Genomic DNA, 19,626 nt, shown 5'->3' with positions numbered 1-19,626 from the left:
TCAGTCGGCGCGTGCTTCAGCCGGCAGCCAAACGGACCATGTCCGCCTGCGGCCCCTTCTGACCCTGCGAGATCTCGAACTCGACCCGCTGGCCCTCTTCAAGGGTGCGGTAACCGTCCATCTGAATCGCGCTGTAGTGGACGAATACATCCGCACCACCGTCGACCGCGATGAAGCCGTACCCCTTCTCCGCGTTGAACCACTTGACGGTGCCCTGAGCCATGCCTAACTCCCCTATTACTGGCCCTTGCACAGATCCACACTTCGCGGATCCGGGTCAGACCTCACCCCCCAACGGTTGGGGGTGTGCGCCGGAACGCGTCGACCGCGGCTGAATGTATCTGCCCAACTGCCGTCTGCAACAGGTCAATCGGACGAGAATTCTGGGCACGGCCGATCGGGAATATGCGGAGAATGTGCGAAGATTCAGGGCAAGTCGGGCCCCGTAAATGCCATAAACGGCTCAAAAAGGCGGGGCACTTTGGCTACTTCTTGTCGGGTGCCGCACAGGTACTCATATGCGTCCGGCATGAAATGCCAAGCGGGTTCCCCAACTGTACCGTGCTCAACCATGCAGAATTGCCCCCTCCGTTTCTCTCACGGAGGGGGCAATTCGATGAACTCTCGGTGATGGGCATTACCCTCGGTAACGATCTCACTCTCGGTGACGGCAGTCCGCGGGACTCGCGCCCGGCCGCCGGCACGTCACCGCCCGGGCGTCAGCCTCCGGCGACGGCCGGGATGATCGAGACGCCCGCACCGTCCGGCGTCGCCGTCTCGAGACCCTGCTCGAACCGCACGTCGTCGTCGTTGACATAGACGTTGACGAAGCGGCGCAGCTTGCCCTGGTCGTCCAGGACCCGCGCGGAGATGCCCGTGTGGTTGTTCTCCAGGTCGGCGATGACCTCGGCGAGGGTCGCGCCCTCGGCGCTCACCTCGGCCAGGCCGCCGGTGTAGGTACGCAGGATGGTGGGGATGCGGACGTTGACGCTCATGATGCGAGGCCAGCCTCTCGGAAGGAGTCCAGGTTCGGGCGGATGGTCGCGGTCAGGCCGGTGTCCGAGGCCACCGCGTCCAGGGTCTTGAGGCCGTCGCCGGTGTTCAGCACGACCGTGGTCAGGGCCGGGTCGAGCAGACCGTTCTCGATCAGCTTGCGGGTGACGCCGACGGTCACACCACCGGCCGTCTCCGCGAAGATGCCCTCGGTGCGCGCCAGCAGCTTGATCGCGTCGACGATCTGCTCGTCGTTCACGTCCTCCACGGCACCGCCGGTGCGCCGCGCGATGTCGAGCACGTACGGGCCGTCGGCCGGGTTGCCGATGGCCAGCGACTTGGCGATGGTGTCCGGCTTCTGCGGGCGGACGACGTCCTGCCCGGCCTTGTAGGCGACGGAGACCGGCGAGCAGCCCTCGGCCTGGGCGCCGAAGATCTTGTACGGCTTGTCCTCGACGAGGCCGAGCTTGATCAGCTCCTGGAGACCCTTGTCGATCTTCGTGAGCTGGGAGCCGGAGGCGATCGGGACGACCAGCTGGTCCGGGAGCTTCCAGCCGAGCTGCTCGCAGATCTCGAACGCGAGGGTCTTGGAGCCCTCCGCGTAGTACGGGCGCAGGTTGACGTTGACGAAGCCCCAGCCCTCGCCGGCCGGGTCGCCGATCAGCTCGGAGCAGAAGCGGTTCACGTCGTCGTAGTTGCCCTGGATGCCGACGAGTTCGCCGCCGTAGACCGCGGCCATGACGACCTTGCCCTGCTCCAGGTCGTGCGGGATGAACACGCAGGAGCGGAAGCCGGCACGGGCCGCGGCGGCGCCGACGGCGCCGGCGAGGTTGCCGGTGGAGGAGCAGGACAGCGTGGTGAAGCCGAAGGCGCGGGCGGCCTCCAGGGCCTGCGCGACGACGCGGTCCTTGAAGGAGTGCGTCGGGTTGCCGGAGTCGTCCTTCACGTAGAGGCCGCCGGTCACGCCCAGTTCGCGGGCGAGGTTGTCGGCCTTGACGAGCTTGGTCCAGCCGGGGTTGATGTTCGGCTTCTCGGCGACGTCCGCGGGGACGGGCAGCAGGGGGGCGTAGCGCCAGATGTTCGCGGGGCCCGCTTCGATGCGCTTGCGGAGTTCCTCGGTGTCGTAGGCCGAGTAGTCGTACGCGATCTCCAGCGGGCCGAAACACTCCTCGCAGGCGAAGACCGGGCCGAGGGGCACGCGGTGGCCGCACTCCCGGCACGAGAGGGCGGCGGCGGGACCGAGGTCGACGGAGTTCGTGGTGGTTGCAACTGTCTGCGCAGCCATGGAGGCGAGGCCCTTTCTCCTCATCTTCCTCACGACGCATCTCGCCGTGAGACGGATTTGGCACCTTCCCAAGCCGGGAGCCTCGCGGTGCGATCGAGACGTCGATCGGTACGAGACCGGCTGGAGGGTTGCCGGGGCTTCATCGGGCCGTATCCCTCTGCCCCTCTGGATGAGCGGTATTTGATTGTTTGACTATTGAACTGCTTACGCGCCGACGATCCAGGACATGCGATGGTCACCCGCGTTGTTCAAGACTGTAACCGACGGCCAGGACAGTTGAACCTGTCGTCCGAACCGCGAGACGGCCCTAGCCGATCAGCCGCTGCCACGGCGGGCATGCCGATGAGAGCATGTGATCAAACAGTGAGGAGCCGCAGACTGTGCTGGAAGAAGTTGAGCGCTGGCTGGGCACACGCTCCTGGTCCGTGTCCGATCGCCCGCTCCACAAGCTCATGGCCGCGAAACGCGCCACCGGTTCGACGGTCAGCGTGGTCCTGCCCGCCCTCGACGAGGAGGAGACGGTCGGCGACATCGTCGCGATCATCCGCCACGACCTGATGGAACAGGTCCCCCTCGTCGACGAGATCGTCGTCGTCGACTCCGGCTCCACGGACCGCACCTCCGAGGTCGCCGCCGCCGCGGGCGCGCGGGTCGTGCACCGCGACGACATCCTGCCGCGCATCCCGGCCGTGCCCGGCAAGGGCGAGGTGCTGTGGCGGTCGCTGCTCGTGACGAGCGGGGACATCATCTGCTTCATCGACGCCGATCTGAAGGAGTTCTCCTCGGACTTCGTCACCGGGATCGTCGGCCCGCTGCTCACCGAACCGGGTGTGGACCTCGTCAAGGCGATGTACGACCGGCCGCTGACCGTGTCCGACGGTTCCGCGTCCGGCGCGACGGCGGCCGGCCAGGGCGGCCGTGTCACCGAACTCATGGCCCGTCCCCTGCTCAACATGCACTGGCCGCAGCTCGCGGGCTTCGTCCAGCCGCTGGGCGGCGAGTACGCGGCCCGCCGCTCCCTGCTCGAACAGCTGCCGTTCCCCGTCGGGTACGGCGTCGAACTGGGCATGCTCGTCGACGCGCTGCACCTGGTGGGTCTGGACGCCCTCGCCCAGGTCGACGTCGGCGTCCGCAAGCACCGCCACCAGGACGGCCAGGCGCTCGGCCGGATGGCCGCCGCCATCTACCGCACCGCACAGCTCCGGCTGGCCCGCGGGCACCTGGTCCGCCCGGCCCTCACCCAGTTCGAGCGGGGCGAGGACGGCTTCGAGCCGCGCACCTACTCCGTCGACACGGAGGAGCGGCCACCGATGGCGGACATCGCCGAATACCAGTCACGCAAAGTGGCATAGCCCCGGTCTGCGAAAACACGGAGTGACCGACTCCGCCGGTCGTATACGGCCTGTTCGTACCGTCGTCCGTACGTTTGAGCGTTTCCGGGCCGGGCTAGGTTGAGGCGTATGGCTTCCACGGCTTCTGCGCAGGGCGCTGCCCACCGCATTCTCGTCGCGTCCAACCGCGGCCCGGTCTCGTACGAGGTGCGCGAGGACGGTTCGCTGCACGCCAGGCGGGGAGGCGGCGGGCTGGTCTCCGGCCTCTCCGCGATCGGTCCGGACGCGGGCGCCCTGTGGGTGTGCTCGGCGCTCGGCGACGGCGACCGCGAGGCGGTGCGCCGCGGGGTCGCCGAGGAGGGCGTGCGCATGCTCGACATCGACGCCGAGGTGCACGCCGGCGCCTACAACGGCATCGCGAACTCGGTCCTCTGGTTCGTGCACCACATGCTCTACCAGACGCCCCTGGAGCCGGTCTTCGACGCGGAGTTCCGACGCCGGTGGGCCGCCTACGAGACGTACAACCGCGCGTTCGCCGAGGCCCTGGCCGACGCCGCGGCCGAGGGCGCCGTGGTGATCGTGCAGGACTACCACCTGTGTCTGGTGCCCGGCATGCTGCGCGAGCTGCGCCCGGACCTCAGGATCGGCCACTTCTCGCACACGCCCTGGGCCCCGCCGGAGTACTTCCGGATGCTGCCGGACGACGTCCGCGCCCAGCTGGTGTGGGGCATGCTCGGCGCCGACCGGCTCGGCTTCCTCACCTGGCGCTGGGCCCACGCCTTCATGATCTGCGCCGGACAGACCGACGGCGAGCGGATCTTCCCCAGCTGGCCGAGCGGCGACCCGCGCAGGGCCGTCGATCACACCCCGACCGGCCGCCCTCCGCTGCGGTCCACCGAGATCGGTGTGCACGGACTCGGCGCGGACGCGGACTTCCTGCGCCGGCGCGCGCACGAACCGGACGTCGACGAGCGGATGGCCGCGCTGCGCGAGCAGATCGGCGAGGGCCGCAGGACCATCGTGCGGGTCGACCGGACCGAACTGTCGAAGAACATCGTGCGCGGACTGCTGGCGTACCGGCAGCTGCTCGACGACCACCCCGAGTGGCACGAGCGCGTCGTGCACGTCGCCTTCGCGTACCCCTCGCGCCAGGACCTGGCCGTCTACCGCGACTACACCGCCGAGGTGCAGCGGCTCACCGAGGACATCAACTCCCGGTACGGGAAGCCGGGATGGACCCCGGTCGTGCTGCACGTCAAGGACGACTTCGCCCGGTCGCTGGCCGCCTACCGGCTCGCCGACGTGGCCCTCGTCAACCCGATCCGCGACGGCATGAACCTCGTCGCCAAGGAGGTCCCCGTCGTCTCCGACGAGGGCTGCGCGCTGGTGCTGTCCCGGGAGGCCGGCGCCTTCGAGGAGCTGCGCGAGGACGCGATCGAGATCAATCCCTTCGATGTGACCGGTACCGCGCGGGCGCTGCACGAGGCGCTGACCATGCCGGCCCACGAGCGGGCGGAGCGCACCAAGCGGCTGGCCGCCGCGGCGACCGCACTGCCGCCCTCCCGGTGGTTCCTGGAGCAGCTGCACGCGCTGGAGGCACTCGGCGGCACTCAGCCGAGCTGAGCCGCCAGCGCCGCCAGCAGACGTACGACGCCGCCCGGGCCGTCCACCACCGTGTCGGACCGGTCGGCCAGTTCGGCGACCTCGGAACTGCCGCTGCACACGAGAAGGCCGGGGACGCCGTCGGAGCGGAGCTTGTCGACCGCGGCGAACGCCGGCAGGTCGCCCAGGTCGTCACCCGCGTACAGCACGGACTCGGCGCCGATCTCACGGGCGTACTCCAGGAGCGCGACACCCTTGTCCATGCCCGGCGGGCGCAACTCCAGGACCATGCGGCCCGGTTCGACGATCAGGCCGTGCCGGGTCGCCAGGTCGGTCAGCGGCTCGCGCAGGGCCTCGAAGGCGGCCTGCGGATCGCTCGCGCGGCGGGTGTGCACGGCGACGGCGCGGCCCTTCTCCTCGATCCAGGTGCCCTGCCAGGCGCCGACCCGGTCGAGCACGCCGGGCAGCTCGGCCCGGACGGCGGCGACGCCGGGGTGCGGCGCGGGGGCGGTGACCGTGCCGCTCACCGCGTCCCAGCGCTCCGCGCCGTAGTGGCCGAGGACCACCAGGTGCTCCAGTCCCGGCACGTCCGCGAAGCCGCCCTTGCGCACCGCGACCCCGGCCGGGCGGCCCGTGATCACGGCGACGGAGGCGACCTTGGGGGCGAGCGCCGCGAGCGCGGGGACCGCGTCCGGGTGGGCGCGGGCCTGGTCCGGGTCGGGGACGATCGGGGCGAGTGTCCCGTCGAAGTCGAGGGCGATCAGGGCCCGGCCGGGCCGGGCGAGGATGGCGTCGAGGCCGTCGCGTCCCGCGGGGGTCGCGGGCGTCGGCAAGGAGTCCGGGGATTCCGTAGGGCTGCCCATGGGACGACCCTATCCACGGACGGGCGGGCTCACCCATGGCTGATCGCGACACGTCCGCGCCGGGCCCGGCCGTCGTGCCCCGCCCCACGGCCGCCCGCGGACCAGGGACCCCGCCCTCGGGGTCCTGTCCGGGCCGGGTCCGCGGGTTCAGCGCTCCGAGCGGCGGGAATCGCGCACCCGGCGGAGCCGGTTCACCGTGACCGGGTCGTGGGCCAGGGCGCGGGGGTCGTCCAGGAGGGCGTTGAGCAGCTGGTAGTAGCGGACCGGGGCCAGGCCCAGCTGCTCCCGCACCGCCCGCTCCTTCGCGCCGGGACCGGAGAAACCGCGCCGCTCCATGGCGAGAATTCCCCGCTCGCGGGCGCTGAGCTCATCCATGCCGTCCATGCACAGCACCGTAGCCCTCGGCACCGACACCGACGCCGAGACCGAGACCGAGACCGCCAGGGGATCCCCTAGCCCTGGCTCTGCGCCGCGCTGTCGGCCGTGGTCGCGGCGATCTGGAGCGAGCCGAGGATTCCGGCCGGGCTGCCCCCGGGGCTCACGGCCTTGGCGATCTGCTTCTTCACATCGGCGCTGACACCGGCCCAGGAGGTCTTGCCGACCGGGTAGAGCACGGCGGTGGGGAGCTCCTCCAGGAAGGGGGCGAGATCCTCGTCGTCCTTGTCCGCGGCCATGGTGTCGGACGCGGACGACGTCACCGGCAGCAGGTCGTACTCGTGGGAGAAGGCGAGCACGTTCTTGTCGTCGTAGACGTAGTCGAGGAAGTCGCCGACCTGCTCGCCGTGGCCGTTCTTCTTGAAGGCCATCATCCAGTCGGCGACGCCCATGGTGGCCTTGGCCCTGCCGTCGACGCCGGGCATCGGCACCATGCCGAACTTCACGCCCTTCGCGGCGGCCGTCTTCATCAGCGTGGGGTGCCCGCTGAGCATGCCGACCTCACCGCGGGTGAAGGCCGCGAACGCGTCCGCGCGGTTCAGCTTGGCAGGTGCGACGGGTCCGGTCAGGCCCTTGCCGACCAGTTCGTCCTTGAGCCAGTCGAACGTGTCGACGTTCTGCGGGGAGTCGATGGAGTACGTGCCGACGTCGTCGGTGTAGCCGTCGCCGCCGCTCAGCAGCCACTGCATCGTCTCGGCCTGCGCCTCCTCGGGGCCGAGGGGCAGCGCGTACGGGAACTTCACGCCCTTGGCCTTGAGCGCCCTGGCGTCGGCCGCGAGCTCGTCCCAGGTCTCCGGGGGCGTCAGTCCGGCCTGCGAGAACAGCGTCTTGTTGAAGAAGAGCAGGCGCGTGGAGGCCGCGAAGGGCATGCCGTACTGGGTCCGGTCCATCTCGCCCGCGTCGGTGAGCTGCGACTCGAAGTTGGCCTGGACGGGTATGGAGAGCACGTCGTCGACCTTGTAGAGCTGCCCCTTGGACGCGTAGTCGGCGTACGCACCGATCTGTGCCATGTCGGGTGCGTGGCCCGCCGCGACCATCTCCTTGACCTTGCGGTCCACGTCGGTCCAGGGGTAGACGCTGACCTCCACCTGGACCCCCGGGTGGCCGGCCTCGTACGCGTCGACCAGCTTGTCCCAGTACTTCTGGGAACTGTTGGCCTTGGAGTCGCCGTAGTCGGCGGCCACCAGTCTGAGCGTGACGTCCGAGGAGCCGCCCGGGCCGCCGCAGCCCGCGAGGGTCGCCGTCATGCCCAGGGCGCACGCCACCGCGATCAGTCCTGTCCTACGCCGCTGCACTGCGTTGCTCTCCCCAACCCCGGGACCGTCTCCGGCCGTCGCTTTGCTTCTGCGTCCGTTGCATCCGTCTCGGAATGCGGATACAAGGTCTACACCACGTGAGTGGACTAGACCTCTCCTGGGGTAAGGGGCGACACTGTCCCCCGTGAGACACGTCATCGCCCTCGATGTGGGCGGCACCGGGATGAAGGCCGCCCTCGTCGGCGCGGACGGCGAGCTGCTCCACCAGGCCCGCCGCGCGACCGGCCGGGAACGCGGTCCGGAGGCGGTCGTCGAGTCGATCCTCGGCTTCGCCGCCGAACTGCGCGCGCACGGCGAGGAGCAGTTCGGCCAACCCGCGGTGGCCGCCGGAGTCGCCGTCCCCGGCATCGTCGACGCCCGCAACGGCATCGCCGCCTACTCCGCGAACCTCGGCTGGCGCGACGTGCCGCTGCGCCGTCTGCTCGGCGACCGCCTCGGCGGCGTGCCCGTCGCCCTCGGGCACGACGTACGCACCGGCGGACTCGCGGAGGGACGCATCGGCGCGGGACAGGGCGCCGACCGTTTCTTCTTCGTCCCGCTGGGCACCGGCATCGCCGGGGCCATCGGCATCGACGGCGGCGTCGAGGAGGGCGCGCACGGCTTCGCGGGCGAGATCGGCCACATCGTCGTACGCCCCGGAGGGACCCCGTGTCCGTGCGGGCAGCGCGGCTGCCTGGAGCGCTTCGCCTCCGCGGCGGCCGTCAGCCAGGCCTGGGCCGAGGCATCGGACGACCCCTCGGCGGACGCGGCCGGCTGCGCGAAGGCCGTGGAGGCGGGCGACGCCAGGGCGGTCGCCGTGTGGCAGGAGGCGGTCGACGCGCTCGCCGACGGCCTCGTCACCGCGCTCACCCTGCTGGACCCGCGCACACTGATCATCGGTGGCGGGCTCGCGGAGGCGGGGGAAACCTTGTTCACACCGCTGCGTGCCGCCGTCGAACAGCGCGTCACCTTCCAGAAACTGCCGTCCATCGTCCCGGCGGCCCTCGGCGACACCGCCGGCTGCCTGGGCGCGGGCCTGCTTGCCTGGGATCTCCTCGCCACCGGCTCCACCGACACCATCGACCGCTCGGAGGTAACCACCTGATGGCCCCTAGCAAGGTTCTCGCCGGCGCCCGGGTGGTACTGCCCACCGGGATCGTGGACGGCGGCCGCGTGATCGTGGACGGCGCGCGGATCGCCGGGAGCGCTCCCCCGCAGCACGAACACCTGGACCTGTCCGGTCACTGGCTGGTCCCCGGCTTCGTCGACATCCACAACCACGGCGGCGGCGGCGCGTCCTTCACCTCGGGGACGGTCGAGGAGGTCCTCCGGGGCGTGCACACGCACCGCCTGCACGGCACCACGACGGTCGTCGCCTCGACCGTCACCGGTGACATGCACGGCCTCGCCCAGCGCGCCGGGATGCTCTCCGAACTGGCGGAGCAAGGGGACATCGCCGGCATCCACTTCGAGGGCCCGTTCATCTCCCCGTGCCGCAAGGGCGCGCACTCCGAGGAACTGCTGCGCGACCCGGACCCCGCGGAGGTCCGCAAGCTGATCGACGCGGCGCGCGGCCGGGCGAAGATGGTCACCCTCGCCACCGAACTCCCGGGCGGCATCGACTCCGTACGCCTGCTGGCCGAGCACGGGGTGATCGCGGCGATCGGGCACACGGACGCGACGTACGAGCAGACACGGGACGCCATCGACGCGGGCGCGACCGTGGCGACGCACCTGTTCAACGCGATGCCCGCGCTCGGCCACCGGTCGCCGGGCCCGATCGCGGCGCTCCTGGAGGACGAGCGGATCACGGTCGAGCTCATCAACGACGGCGTGCACCTGCACCCCGCCTCGCTGGAGCTGGCGTTCCATCACGCGGGCGCCGACCGGGTCGCGTTCATCACCGACGCGATGGACGCGGCGGGCTTCGGCGACGGCCGCTACATGCTCGGCCCCCTGGAGGTCGAGGTCGCCGACGGCGTCGCCCGTCTCGTGGAGGGCGGCTCGATCGCGGGCTCGACCCTCACCCTCGACCGCGCCTTCCAGCGTGCCGTCACGGTCGACAGGCTGCCCGTCGAGGGCGTCGTGGCCGCCCTGTCCGCCAACCCCGCCCGTCTGCTCGGCCTGTACGACAAGGTGGGCTCGCTGGAGCCGGGCAAGGACGCCGACCTGGTCGTCCTCGACTCCGACTTCGCCCTCAAGGGCGTCATGCGCAGGGGTGAATGGGTGGTCGATCCCCAACTGGGATGATTCACGACCTCGTTGCCGCACGGCGGTTGGCCCGGGGGTCTGGGCCGACCGCCGTTGTCTTTGGCATGATCGAACCGCCGGAACAGCCGGCAGGCGCTCAGTCGGCGTCCATTCCATGAATTTCTTCGGGGGAGGTCGTCCCAGGTGATCCTCACGGTCACGCTGAACACCGCTCTCGACATCACCTATCGCGTGCCCTCCCTGCGACCGCACTCCTCGCACCGGGTGACCGAGGTGACCGAACGGCCCGGCGGCAAGGGTCTGAACGTGGCCCGGGTGCTCGCCGGCCTCGGCCACCAGGTGACGGTCACGGGATTCGCCGGCGGCGCCACGGGTCACACGGTGCGCGAACTGCTCTCGCGGACGGCGGGTGTGGTGGACGCGCTCCTGCCGGTGACCGGCTCGACCCGCCGCACGATAGCCGTGGTCGACGCCGCCACCGGCGACACGACCCAGCTCAACGAAACCGGCCCGGCGATCACCCCCGCCGAGTGGTCGGCCTTCCAGGCGGCGTACGAGCAACTGCTGTGCTCCGCCTCCGCGGTGGCCCTGTGCGGCAGCCTGCCGCCCGGAGTGCCCGTCGGCGCGTACGCCCAACTCGTCCGCACGGCACGCGCGCTGGCGGTCCCGGTGCTGCTGGACACCGGCGGCGAGCCGCTGCGCCGCGGGGTCGCCGCCCGGCCCGACATAGTCAAGCCGAACGCCGACGAGCTCGCCGAACTCACCGGCTCCCACGAGCCGTTGCGCGCGACCCGGGACGCCCGTCGCCGCGGCGCCCACGCGGTGGTCGCCTCCCTCGGCCCGGACGGACTCCTCGCCCACACCCCGGACGGTCACTGGCGGGCGGCCCCGCCGGTCCGCGCCCGCGGCAACCCGACCGGTGCGGGCGACTCGGCCGTCGCCGGCCTCCTGTCGGGCCTCGTCGAGGGCCTGCCCTGGCCGGCCCGGCTGAGCCGGGCCGTCGCCCTGTCCACGGCGACCGTGACGGCGCCCACCGCGGGCGATTTCGACCGCGCGGTCTTCGAGGACCTGCTCGGCCGGGTCACGGTGACCCCCGAGGCCAGCGCGGCGTAATCACCCCATACTCCGCAGACGATCACGTGTTCGTTAAGATCGTCGGCGACCACGGATCACCTGACCAGTGATCTGTCTCTCATGGGGGTAATACATGTACACAGTGAAGAAGTTCGCCCGTCTCGCGGCCGTGGGCGCCGCCTCGGTGGGCCTCGCCTTCTCCTTCGGTCCCACGGCTTCTGCCGCGGAACAGGCGGGCGTCTGGATGCGGGACGGCCATGCCTTCACCATCCGCACCAGCGCGAGCACGACCGCAGCCAAGATCGTGACCGTCACCAGTCCCGATACCCGGGTTCCCTGCACCACGACGCCGTGCAGGCGGAACGACAGCGGCGGTGCGTACACCTGCTGGACCGGCGGGCCCCGGGACAACGACTGGGTCAAGGTGCGCTGGGCGGGCAGGACCGGCTGGGTGGCCATCATGTGCGTCGAGGGCGGCCGCATCTGACAAGAGTGACCCGAGGCGGTCGGTACGCGTGTGCGCGCCGACCGCCTCGGGTCACTGTGGTGCCTGCGGGGACCGCGAGGGGCCCCTACTTGTCGACCTTGCCGGCCTTCAGGTACAGCTGGTCGAGCAGGACGTTGCAGCTGTCGCCGGCGCCGCACGAGATGGAGATCGTGTTGGTGCCCTTGTTGAGGGTGGGCCACGCGAAGGTCTTCGTCCAGCCCTTCGCGAAGTCGCCGTCGGCGGCGTGCCGGTAGTTCTTCATGCTCAGCTTGCTGCCGAACGGCTTGCCGTTGACGGTGAGCGTCATCGCGGAGTTGGGGCCCGCCGTGCTGTAGTGCGCGAAAAGCGTGTAGATGCCGTCCTTGGGGATGCCGTTGACGGTCCAGGTGACCTGGGCTCCGGGGGTGTTCAGGCCCGTGACATAGACACCGCCGTCCGACTCGGCGCCCTCGACGTCCGAGGCCGTGGTGACTCCGGCGCCCAAATTCATGGCCTTCGCGTCGATCTTCGGAAGCTCCGTCTCGGAAGCGGGCGCCGTGGCGGACCGGCTCGGTGCGGCGCTCTCGGAGGACGACGTGGCCGGGTCCGCGCCGCCGTCGTCCTTGGCGTCGTCGTTCGAGTCGCCGCCCATCATGGCGATGCCGATGCCGATGACGACGGCCGCGACCACGGCGATCGCGCCGATCAGCAGGCCCTTGGTGTTGGGGCCGCGGCCACGCCCGCCACCGTCGCCGGGCAGCGGCGTCCGGGTGGTGGGCGCACCGCCGGGGACGGTCTCGGGGGCCGCGTAGTACGGGTTCGGCTGACCGTAGCCCTGCTGCTGCGGGACCTGGCCGTACTGCGCGGTCGCGGCCTGCTGGCCGTACTGCGCGGTCTGTGCCTGCTGCCCGTACTGGCGCTGGCCCACCGGTCGCGTCCGGTTGACCGAGCCCGGGTAGCCGTAGCCGCCACCCCCGGTGGGCGGGGTGGCTCCGTTGGCCTGACCGTCGGCGTACAGGTAGCCGAACGGGTCGTCGTCCTCGGGCGTGCTCGCGCCGTTGTCGCCGGGCGTCATCCCTTGGTCTCCTCAGCAGATGCGGTACACGGTGAATGGCGAGCCTACCCGCTCTCGCTGGTCCAAACGGGGGGTCTTCACCGCATCAACCCACTGACCTGCGTTTTATCCGGCACGCCGATGTTGTTTGGGACGAGACCGTTTCTCGACGTACATCCGTTCGTCAGCGGATTTCAACACCTCGTCCGCCGTCATCCCGCAGTGTGCCCATCCGATGCCGAAACTGGCGCCCACGCGGACGGCCCGCCCGTCGATCCGGATCGGCGGGATGATCGCGTTCCGCAGCCGTACGGCGAGGTCCTGCGCGTCCGCCCGGCCGAGTCCGTCGGCGAGCACCACGAACTCGTCACCGCCGAGCCGGGCGACCGTGTCGCCGTCGCGGACGCCGCTGGTGAGCCGCCGCGCCACCTCGATGAGTACCGCGTCGCCCGCGTTGTGCCCGAAGCGGTCGTTGATCGACTTGAAGCCGTCGAGGTCGCAGAAGAGCACCGCGAGCCCCTTGGTGCCGTCGTCGGTCTCGCCCTCGGGCGCCACCGTGTGCACGTGGTGGTCGAAGGCGTCGTAGGCCTCGGGGCCGGAGCGGAAGTCGAAACCGTGGCCGTTGCCCTCGTAGGCGGGGTGGGCGTGCCCGTCGAAGGCGCCACTGCCGTCGTAGCCGCCGTTCGCGGCGGCCGGCAGCTCCGTGTACTGGCCGTGCCCGTACGCCGCGTCCAGGGAGGCGACGGCGCCGGGCGGCAGGGACTGCGGGCGCTGGCAGAGGCGGGCGCCGAGCCGGGAACGCAGCTCCGCGGAGTTGGGCAGGCCGGTCAGCGCGTCGTGCGAGGCGCGGTGGGCGAGGTGGAGCTCGCGGCGCTTGCGCTCCTCGATGTCCTCGACGTGGGTGAGCAGGAAGCGGGGGCCGTCCGCGGCGTCCGCGACGACGGAGTTGCGCAGGTGGACCCAGACGTACGTGCCGTCGCGGCGGCCGAGGCGCAGCTCGGCCCGGCCGCCCTCGGCGGACGTCCTGAGCAGGGTGCCGATGTCCTCGGGGTGCACGAGGTCGGAGAAGGAGTAGCGGCGCATCGCGGAGGCCGGGCGGCCCAGCAGACGGCACAGCGCGTCGTTGGTGCGCAGGATGCGGCCGTGCTGGTCGCCGCCCATCTCGGCGATCGCCATGCCGCTGGGCGCGTACTCGAAGGCCTGGCGGAAGGACTCCTCGCTGGCGCGCAGGGCCTGCTGCTCACGCTCCAGGCGGACCAGGGCGCGCTGCATGTTGGCCCGCAGCCGGGCGTTGCTGATCGCGATGGCGGCCTGGAAGGCGTACATCTGGAGCGCCTCGCGACCCCAGGCACCGGGGCGCCGGCCGTTGCGCGGACGGTCCACGGACAGCACGCCGATCAGCTCGCCACCGCCGGTCGAGCCGGAGGCGCCGGGCGAGTACATCGGCGCGAAGAGACGGTCGGAGGGGTGCCACTCGTCCTCGAAGCGGGGCGCGGGTCCGTCGGTGTACCACTGCGGGACGTCGTCCTCGTCCAGGACCCAGCCCTCGGTGTGCGGTATGAACCGGAGGTCGCCCCAGGCCTCGCCCATGGTGAGCCGGCGGTCCCAGGAGGCGCGGGACCCGACGCGGCCGGTGATCAGGGCCTCGGCGGCGGAGTTCCCGGCGAGCGCGGCGACGACCAGGTCGCCGTCCTGGCGCACGAGGTTGACGCACGCGAGCTCGAAGCCGAGACCGGTGACCACGCCGTCCGCGACGGTCTGCAGCGTGTCGGCCAGGCTGCGGGCGGTGTTCATGTCCGCCATCACCTGATGCAGCTGCCGCAGGGTCGCCAGACGGACGTAGGGCTCCGACTCGGTCTCCATTCGCCCTCCCCCCTCGTCGAGACCTCGCAGCAACTCCAGGGTTCTCTCGGCGTACCAGGTGCTCTTCGTGCTCTCGCGCTTACGACTGGGTGTACCGCTCGGTGGACTGCCGGGTGCTTTCCCACGTACTGCTTGGTAGCTTCGTGCTCAGCTTCCCCGCCACTGAATCACAGCGCGCTCCCCACTCGGTACACAGGGTCAACAAAATATGGCACCTGTGACTCAAGTCACAGCTGAAGATGAACAATTGAGTGGGGTTTCTGCATTTTCACCGTGCGTTTCCTGAACGCATGGTGGGGAGCTGTGCCGACACTGTGAGCGATTGTGGCCGGGCGCCGCGCGAACGTGTGCGGTCGCGATCTCCGTCTCCGGTCCTAGGACCTGTCTCGGGCCGGGGGCCGATGCGCCGCCCGGGAAGCGGAGACTAGCGTTTCGGCGTGCTGAAGACTTCCCCTGCCGCTCCACCCTCCGCATCCGGGCATGCTGAGGGGGTGAGCAACGACGAGTTCCGCGCCGCCATGACCCGGCTGGCCGCAGGCGTGGTCCTGGTGACCGCCCACGAGCCCGCGCTGGACCCGGAGGGCCCGGGCGGCGAGGACGTCGGCATGACCGCGACGGCCTTCATGTCCGTCTCGCTGGACCCGCCCCTCGTCCTGGTCAGCCTGCGCGAGGGCTCCCGCATGGACGACCTGCTCGCCGAACAGCCGATGTGGGCCGTCTCCGTGCTCTCCGAGAGCCAGCGCCACATCGCCGGCCGCTTCGCCATGAAGGGCCGCATCAGCGACCGGCTGCTCTTCGAGGACATCCCGTACGTGCGCGGCAAGGAGGCCGGGGCACCGCTGGTGGGCGGCGCCCTGGCGACCCTGGAGTGCCGCACCGAGCAACGGTTGGCCGCCGGGGACCACACCCTCGTCATCGGCCGCGTGCTCACGGCCGAGGTGCCGAGCGCCGACGGAGGACCGCTGACGTACTTCAAGGGCCGCTACCGGCAGCTGGGTTAGCGCCCGCACGGCGGACGGCGTCGGCGTCGCCCCCGCACGGGTGGGACGGTCAGCGCTCCAGGACGGTGACGTCGAGCGCGGCCAGCCGCTCCGGGTCGTTGAGGATGTCGATCACGGCGATCCGGCCGTGCACGACCGTGAAGGCGAGAACACTGGTCAGGTGCCCGTCGGTGATGCCCACGACACCCGCGACGCCGTTGACGAGGGCGGGCCGCGCGGAGTGCGCGAGATGGGCGAAACCGATGGCGCCCGAGGCCACGGCGACCGCACCGGTCGTCACACCGCCCTCCGACCGCGCCACGACGTCCGGGTCGAGCACCGCGACGAGCGCGTCGAAGTCGCCCCCGCGCGCCGCCGCCAGGAACGCGTCGACCGCCTCCCGCTGCTGTGCGAGATCGGCGTCGGGCGCGGGCGCCCCGCCCTGCACCCGACGCCGGGCCCGGCTGGCGAGCTGCCGGGACGCGGCCGGCGTACGGCCCACGAGGAGCGCGATCTCCTCGAACGGCACGGCGAACAGGTCGTGCAGCACGAAGGCGAGCCGCTCGGCCGGCGTCAGCGTCTCCAGCACCACCAGCAGGGCGATGCCCACCGAGTCGGCGATCAGCGCCTGCTGTTCCGGGTCGACACCGCTGACGGGGCTGAGCACCGGCTCCGGCATGCGCACCCCGGGCCGGTCCTCCAGAGGCTCCTCGCCGCGGGCCCGGCGGGAGCGCAGCATGTCCAGGCAGACCCGTCCGACGACGGTCGTCAGCCAGCCGCCGAGGTTGTCGACATGGCCCGCGTCGGCCCGGCTGAGCTTCAGCCAGGCCTCCTGCACGGCGTCGTCGGCCTCGGTGAGCGAGCCGAGCATGCGGTAGGCGACCGCGCGCAGATGACCGCGGTGCGCCTCGAACCGCTCGGCCAGGAACTCGTTCCCTCCGGGGGCCGGCCCGGTCGGCCCCGTCGGCTCGCCGGCTTCGCTCATCTCGCTCATGGGTCCCGTCTCCTCGTCGCCGTCCGTCACAGCCATGACGGATCGCGGGACGCGAATGTGACGCGGGCCGTCGGGCCGTTGCGTCCGGGACCCGGCGGGGGTCAGGACCAGTCGCGACCGGAGCGCCCGCGCTTGGTGTCCGAGCGCTGCTTCTTCTCGCGCAGCCGCCGCTCGTTGATGCCGCGGGGAATGCGGGTGGCGCGGCGGGGCCGGGGCGGCGGGGCGGTGGCCTCGGCGAGCAGGGATGCGAGCCGCACGGCGGCGGCCTCGCGGTTGCGCCACTGGGACCGGTGCTCGGAGGCCCGGACGCTGACGACCCCGTCGACGAGCCGCCCGGCCAGCCTGGCGAGGGCGCGCTCCTTCCACACGGGCGGCAGCGCCTCGGTCCTGGCCAGGTCGAAGCGCAGTTCGACCTGCGAGTCACTGGTGTTGACGTGCTGTCCTCCGGGCCCGCCGGAGCGCGAGAAACGCCACATGAGCTCGGCCTCGGGAAGGGAGACGGAGCCGCGGACGACATAGGGACCGGACATGAGGTTCATGGTCGCGCGGATGTCCGGTCCGCGTCACCCGTTTTTCCGCTCGCCTGCGCCGTTGGAGCGAATCGAAGGTAAAGAAAGTAAAGAGAGCTGGAACCTTCCGTACCCCTCTCGGCGTTCATAGAGGTAGCTGTAGCTTCGTGACCGTACGAAGCCGTTCGAAGCCCATACGTACGAGGCACAAGCACCGCGTACGCAACGAGGGAAGGGACTCCCAACAATGGCTGTAAGCCTGTCCAAGGGTGGCAACGTCTCGCTCACCAAGGAGGCTCCGGGCCTGACCGCCGTCACCGTGGGCCTCGGCTGGGACGTCCGCACCACCACGGGTACCGACTTCGACCTCGACGCCTCGGCCATCGCGGTCAACACGCAGGGCAAGGTCTACTCGGACGCCCACTTCGTCTTCTTCAACAACAAGCAGACCCCGGACAACACCATCGTCCACACCGGCGACAACCGCACGGGCGAGGGCGCGGGCGACGACGAGGCGATCAACGTCAACCTGGCGGCCCTCCCCGCCGACATCGACAAGATCGTCTTCCCGGTCTCGATCTACGACGCCGAGACCCGCACGCAGAACTTCGGCCAGGTCCGCAACGCGTACATCCGCATCCTCAACCAGGCCGGCGGCGCCGAGATCGCGCGCTACGACCTCTCCGAGGACGCCGCGACCGAGACCGCGATGGTCTTCGGCGAGCTCTACCGCAACGGCGCCGAGTGGAAGTTCCGCGCCGTGGGCCAGGGTTACGCCTCGGGCCTCGTCGGCATCGCCCAGGACTTCGGCGTCAACGTCTGATCCGCCGTCTCCCGCACCACCTGACGGAGCCCCCGGCCCATTCGGGCCGGGGGCTCCGTCAGGTGTTTCCTCGTCACGGCTTCGCGGTCCCGGCTCCCTCGTCACGGCTTCGCGGGCTTGCCCTCGCCGTACAGCCAGTCCTTCCAGATGGCGCCGAAGTCCTCGTCCGGTGCCGTCTTCTCGACGAAGGCGGTGAACTCGCCGGTGTCCGCGTTCCCGTGACGGTGGGCGGCGGCCCAGCCCTGGACGATGTCGTAGAAGGTGTCGTCGCCGACCTTCTGCCGGATCTTGTGCAGCACCATGGCGCCGCGGTCGTAGACGGGCGGGTCGGAGACCTCCGCGGCGCTCGGGGGATCGCCCGGCGGGAACGCCCAGAGGGCCTCGTTGCCCGCGCCGCTCTTGTAGTAGTCGCCCGCGTAGAGGGCGTCGAAGACGTCCTGGGCACTGTCCCCGCCGTGGTCCTCCTGCCACAGCCACTCCGCATAGGTCGCGAAGCCCTCGTTGAGCCACATGTCCCGCCAGGACTTCGGGGTCACGGAGTCGCCGAACCATTGGTGGGCCAGTTCGTGGACGAGGATCCGGGTGTCGGTGGTGCCCGGGATGACGGGACGGTTCTGGGTCTCCAACGCATAGCCCGCGTCGCCGGGGCGCTCGACGATCGCGCCGGTGGAGGAGAAGGGGTACGGGCCGAAGTTGTACTCCGCCCAGTCGAGGATCTCCGCGATCCTGTCCGGCACCTTCTTGGCCGCCTCCGCCTGCGTGGGGTCGACGGCGACGTACACCGGCAGACCCTTCCCGGTCGTCGAGCGCGAGATGTCGTACCTGCCGATCGCGACCGTCGCCAGATAGCTGGCCATCGGCTCGGCGGTGTGCCACGCGAACGTCGTACGGCCGTCCTTGGTCGTCTCGCTCGTCAACTCCCCGTTGGAAACCGCGTGCAGGCCCTTCGGCACGGTGGCCGTGATGTCGTACGACGCCTTGTCGGAGGGGTGGTTGTTGCCGGGGAACCACGTCATCGAGCCGGTCGGCTCGCCCAGCGCGAGCGAGCCGTCCGCGGTGCGCAGCCAGCCCTCCTGCGAGCCGTCCGCGTCGGTGATCGTCTCGGGGCTGCCCGAGTAGCGGACCGTCACGCGGAACGTCTCCCCCGCGTCGAGGCCGTTTCGCGGGTGCACGGTCAGTTCCTGGCCCGCCCGGTTCCAGCGGGCCTCCCGCCCCTCGACGGTGACACCGTGCACCTCCAGCCCCTTCAGGTCGAGGTCGAAGGCACTGAGGTCCGAGGTGGCCCGGGCCGTGATCACCGCCGTCCCCCGCAGCTGCCGGCCGGACGGCTCGTAGTCGAGGGTCAGGCCGTAGTGCGTGACGTCGTAGCCGCCGTTGCCCAGCTTCGGGAAGTACGGGTCGCGGACACCGGCCGCTCCGGGCTTCCCATGCACCCCGCCCCCGTCGCATCCGGCCAGGACGAGGGCGAACGCGAGAGCAAAGGGGACGGCGACGGAAGATCGGGACACATCCACGATCCTACGAGCCGATGACGTCACCCGGACGCGATCGCCCGCCCCACCACACGCTCCACCCGCACCCGGCGCCCCGGCCGGCCCCGGTCCCGGCGACAGGCCGCGCCCGGCGGCCTCGATCCCGGCTCCGATCCGCGCTCCGGCCGAACTCGATCCGGCCACGAGCCGCGTCCCGGCCGGCCTCGATCCCGGCGACGGTCCCGGCGACAGGCCGCGCCCGCTTCCGGCCGCGCCCGTCGTGGCCCGGCGCCGTCGGTGGGAGCGTGCCCGCGCGGTGGCCGCGCGGTGCGCGACCGTCGCGCGTCGGCCGGGTCGGCGGCGTGACACCATCGGC

Annotated in this window: 19 protein-coding genes and 1 riboswitch; of the genes, 8 read left to right on the top strand and 11 right to left on the bottom strand. The window is 71.1% G+C overall.

Annotation, left to right across the window (positions count from 1 at the left end):
- Positions 1-16: 16 nt before the first annotated feature.
- The 3 genes from ACZ4IF_RS18025 to thrC form a co-directional block, all read right to left on the bottom strand.
- The gene (locus ACZ4IF_RS18025) at positions 17-223 is read right to left on the bottom strand and encodes a cold-shock protein (RefSeq protein ID WP_005486335.1); all 207 of its coding nucleotides are present in this window, start codon (positions 221-223) and stop codon (positions 17-19) included.
- Positions 224-719: 496 nt separating this feature from the next.
- A complete protein-coding gene (locus tag ACZ4IF_RS18020) occupies positions 720-995 on the bottom strand; it encodes a MoaD/ThiS family protein (RefSeq protein WP_467563943.1) in 276 nt (91 codons plus the stop codon).
- Positions 992-2,278 (bottom strand): threonine synthase, encoded by a 1,287-nt coding sequence (gene thrC / locus ACZ4IF_RS18015; protein WP_467563941.1) that lies wholly within the window; start codon positions 2,276-2,278, stop codon positions 992-994. The genes ACZ4IF_RS18020 and thrC overlap by 4 nt, the downstream gene beginning before the upstream one ends.
- A gap of 17 nt (positions 2,279-2,295) precedes the next feature.
- A riboswitch (SAM riboswitch) is annotated at positions 2,296-2,454 on the bottom strand.
- A gap of 204 nt (positions 2,455-2,658) precedes the next feature.
- Here thrC and ACZ4IF_RS18010 point away from each other — a divergent pair.
- Both ACZ4IF_RS18010 and ACZ4IF_RS18005 read left to right on the top strand, forming a co-directional pair.
- Positions 2,659-3,630: a glucosyl-3-phosphoglycerate synthase gene (locus ACZ4IF_RS18010; RefSeq protein WP_095935116.1), complete on the top strand. Its 972-nt coding sequence runs from the start codon at positions 2,659-2,661 to the stop codon at positions 3,628-3,630.
- A 108-nt stretch (positions 3,631-3,738) separates the two neighbouring features.
- Positions 3,739-5,232 (top strand): alpha,alpha-trehalose-phosphate synthase (UDP-forming), encoded by a 1,494-nt coding sequence (locus ACZ4IF_RS18005; protein WP_467563939.1) that lies wholly within the window; start codon positions 3,739-3,741, stop codon positions 5,230-5,232.
- On the opposite strand, the gene otsB is transcribed toward ACZ4IF_RS18005, so the two are convergent.
- The 3 genes from otsB to ACZ4IF_RS17990 all read right to left on the bottom strand — a co-directional run bounded on the left by otsB (position 5,220) and on the right by ACZ4IF_RS17990 (position 7,804).
- On the bottom strand, positions 5,220-6,074 hold the full coding sequence (gene otsB / locus ACZ4IF_RS18000) for a trehalose-phosphatase (RefSeq protein ID WP_467563937.1): 855 nt from the start codon (positions 6,072-6,074) through the stop codon (positions 5,220-5,222). The genes ACZ4IF_RS18005 and otsB overlap by 13 nt on opposite strands.
- A gap of 147 nt (positions 6,075-6,221) precedes the next feature.
- The gene (locus ACZ4IF_RS17995; RefSeq protein ID WP_095935276.1) at positions 6,222-6,449 is read right to left on the bottom strand and encodes a DUF3263 domain-containing protein; all 228 of its coding nucleotides are present in this window, start codon (positions 6,447-6,449) and stop codon (positions 6,222-6,224) included.
- 77 nt (positions 6,450-6,526) lie between these two features.
- Complete coding sequence (locus ACZ4IF_RS17990) at positions 6,527-7,804, bottom strand: ABC transporter substrate-binding protein (protein WP_467563935.1); 1,278 nt, start codon at positions 7,802-7,804, stop codon at positions 6,527-6,529.
- A 145-nt stretch (positions 7,805-7,949) separates the two neighbouring features.
- Between ACZ4IF_RS17990 and ACZ4IF_RS17985 the strand changes: the two genes are divergently transcribed.
- From ACZ4IF_RS17985 to ACZ4IF_RS17970, 4 genes are all read left to right on the top strand, one after another.
- A complete protein-coding gene (locus ACZ4IF_RS17985; protein WP_467563933.1) occupies positions 7,950-8,909 on the top strand; it encodes an ROK family protein in 960 nt (319 codons plus the stop codon).
- Positions 8,909-10,054 (top strand): N-acetylglucosamine-6-phosphate deacetylase, encoded by a 1,146-nt coding sequence (gene nagA, locus ACZ4IF_RS17980; protein WP_467563931.1) that lies wholly within the window; start codon positions 8,909-8,911, stop codon positions 10,052-10,054. Before ACZ4IF_RS17985 ends, nagA begins: the two co-directional genes overlap by 1 nt.
- Before the next feature lie 144 nt (positions 10,055-10,198).
- The gene (locus tag ACZ4IF_RS17975) at positions 10,199-11,128 is read left to right on the top strand and encodes a 1-phosphofructokinase family hexose kinase (protein ID WP_467563929.1); all 930 of its coding nucleotides are present in this window, start codon (positions 10,199-10,201) and stop codon (positions 11,126-11,128) included.
- Between the two features lie 94 nt (positions 11,129-11,222).
- Positions 11,223-11,576: a hypothetical protein gene (locus ACZ4IF_RS17970; protein ID WP_467563927.1), complete on the top strand. Its 354-nt coding sequence runs from the start codon at positions 11,223-11,225 to the stop codon at positions 11,574-11,576.
- A gap of 85 nt (positions 11,577-11,661) precedes the next feature.
- On the opposite strand, the gene ACZ4IF_RS17965 is transcribed toward ACZ4IF_RS17970, so the two are convergent.
- A complete protein-coding gene (locus ACZ4IF_RS17965; RefSeq protein ID WP_467563925.1) occupies positions 11,662-12,630 on the bottom strand; it encodes a carbohydrate-binding protein in 969 nt (322 codons plus the stop codon).
- Positions 12,631-12,735: 105 nt separating this feature from the next.
- A complete protein-coding gene (gene cdgB, locus ACZ4IF_RS17960) occupies positions 12,736-14,472 on the bottom strand; it encodes a diguanylate cyclase CdgB (protein ID WP_467563923.1) in 1,737 nt (578 codons plus the stop codon).
- A gap of 518 nt (positions 14,473-14,990) precedes the next feature.
- Between cdgB and ACZ4IF_RS17955 the strand changes: the two genes are divergently transcribed.
- Positions 14,991-15,473, top strand: a complete 483-nt coding sequence (locus ACZ4IF_RS17955) for a flavin reductase family protein (RefSeq protein ID WP_359488911.1) — start codon at positions 14,991-14,993, stop codon at positions 15,471-15,473.
- Positions 15,474-15,522: 49 nt separating this feature from the next.
- Here ACZ4IF_RS17955 and ACZ4IF_RS17950 read toward each other — a convergent pair whose 3' ends face one another.
- Both ACZ4IF_RS17950 and arfB read right to left on the bottom strand, forming a co-directional pair.
- Positions 15,523-16,437 (bottom strand): sigma-70 family RNA polymerase sigma factor, encoded by a 915-nt coding sequence (locus tag ACZ4IF_RS17950; protein WP_359488913.1) that lies wholly within the window; start codon positions 16,435-16,437, stop codon positions 15,523-15,525.
- A 110-nt stretch (positions 16,438-16,547) separates the two neighbouring features.
- The gene (gene arfB / locus ACZ4IF_RS17945) at positions 16,548-16,985 is read right to left on the bottom strand and encodes an alternative ribosome rescue aminoacyl-tRNA hydrolase ArfB (protein ID WP_359488666.1); all 438 of its coding nucleotides are present in this window, start codon (positions 16,983-16,985) and stop codon (positions 16,548-16,550) included.
- Positions 16,986-17,202: 217 nt separating this feature from the next.
- On the opposite strand from arfB, the gene ACZ4IF_RS17940 reads away from it, so the two are divergent.
- A complete protein-coding gene (locus tag ACZ4IF_RS17940; protein ID WP_359488668.1) occupies positions 17,203-17,778 on the top strand; it encodes a TerD family protein in 576 nt (191 codons plus the stop codon).
- Between the two features lie 101 nt (positions 17,779-17,879).
- Here ACZ4IF_RS17940 and ACZ4IF_RS17935 read toward each other — a convergent pair whose 3' ends face one another.
- Positions 17,880-19,286, bottom strand: coding sequence for a M1 family metallopeptidase (locus tag ACZ4IF_RS17935; RefSeq protein WP_467563921.1), 1,407 nt, complete (start codon positions 19,284-19,286; stop codon positions 17,880-17,882).
- Positions 19,287-19,626 lie beyond the last annotated feature (340 nt).

Source organism: Streptomyces sp. NPDC025784 (assembly GCF_055558435.1).
Note: the sequence above shows the minus strand (reverse complement) of the source record. Positions and strands in the feature narration are given on the sequence as shown.

What these genes read in the sequence shown, in the direction of transcription:
- ACZ4IF_RS17995 (WP_095935276.1), bottom strand. Translation starts at nt 6,449, where the DNA reads ATGGATGAGCTCAGCGCCCGCGAGCGGGGAATTCTCGCCATGGAGCGG.
- ACZ4IF_RS18005 (WP_467563939.1), top strand. Translation starts at nt 3,739, where the DNA reads ATGGCTTCCACGGCTTCTGCGCAGGGCGCTGCCCACCGCATTCTCGTC.
- arfB (WP_359488666.1), bottom strand. Translation starts at nt 16,985, where the DNA reads ATGAACCTCATGTCCGGTCCCTATGTCGTCCGCGGCTCCGTCTCCCTT.
- ACZ4IF_RS17965 (WP_467563925.1), bottom strand. Translation starts at nt 12,630, where the DNA reads ATGACGCCCGGCGACAACGGCGCGAGCACGCCCGAGGACGACGACCCG.
- ACZ4IF_RS17970 (WP_467563927.1), top strand. Translation starts at nt 11,223, where the DNA reads ATGTACACAGTGAAGAAGTTCGCCCGTCTCGCGGCCGTGGGCGCCGCC.
- ACZ4IF_RS17950 (WP_359488913.1), bottom strand. Translation starts at nt 16,437, where the DNA reads ATGAGCGAAGCCGGCGAGCCGACGGGGCCGACCGGGCCGGCCCCCGGA.
- cdgB (WP_467563923.1), bottom strand. Translation starts at nt 14,472, where the DNA reads ATGGAGACCGAGTCGGAGCCCTACGTCCGTCTGGCGACCCTGCGGCAG.
- thrC (WP_467563941.1), bottom strand. Translation starts at nt 2,278, where the DNA reads ATGGCTGCGCAGACAGTTGCAACCACCACGAACTCCGTCGACCTCGGT.
- ACZ4IF_RS18025 (WP_005486335.1), bottom strand. Translation starts at nt 223, where the DNA reads ATGGCTCAGGGCACCGTCAAGTGGTTCAACGCGGAGAAGGGGTACGGC.
- ACZ4IF_RS17940 (WP_359488668.1), top strand. Translation starts at nt 17,203, where the DNA reads ATGGCTGTAAGCCTGTCCAAGGGTGGCAACGTCTCGCTCACCAAGGAG.
- otsB (WP_467563937.1), bottom strand. Translation starts at nt 6,074, where the DNA reads ATGGGCAGCCCTACGGAATCCCCGGACTCCTTGCCGACGCCCGCGACC.
- ACZ4IF_RS18020 (WP_467563943.1), bottom strand. Translation starts at nt 995, where the DNA reads ATGAGCGTCAACGTCCGCATCCCCACCATCCTGCGTACCTACACCGGC.
- nagA (WP_467563931.1), top strand. Translation starts at nt 8,909, where the DNA reads ATGGCCCCTAGCAAGGTTCTCGCCGGCGCCCGGGTGGTACTGCCCACC.
- ACZ4IF_RS17955 (WP_359488911.1), top strand. Translation starts at nt 14,991, where the DNA reads ATGACCCGGCTGGCCGCAGGCGTGGTCCTGGTGACCGCCCACGAGCCC.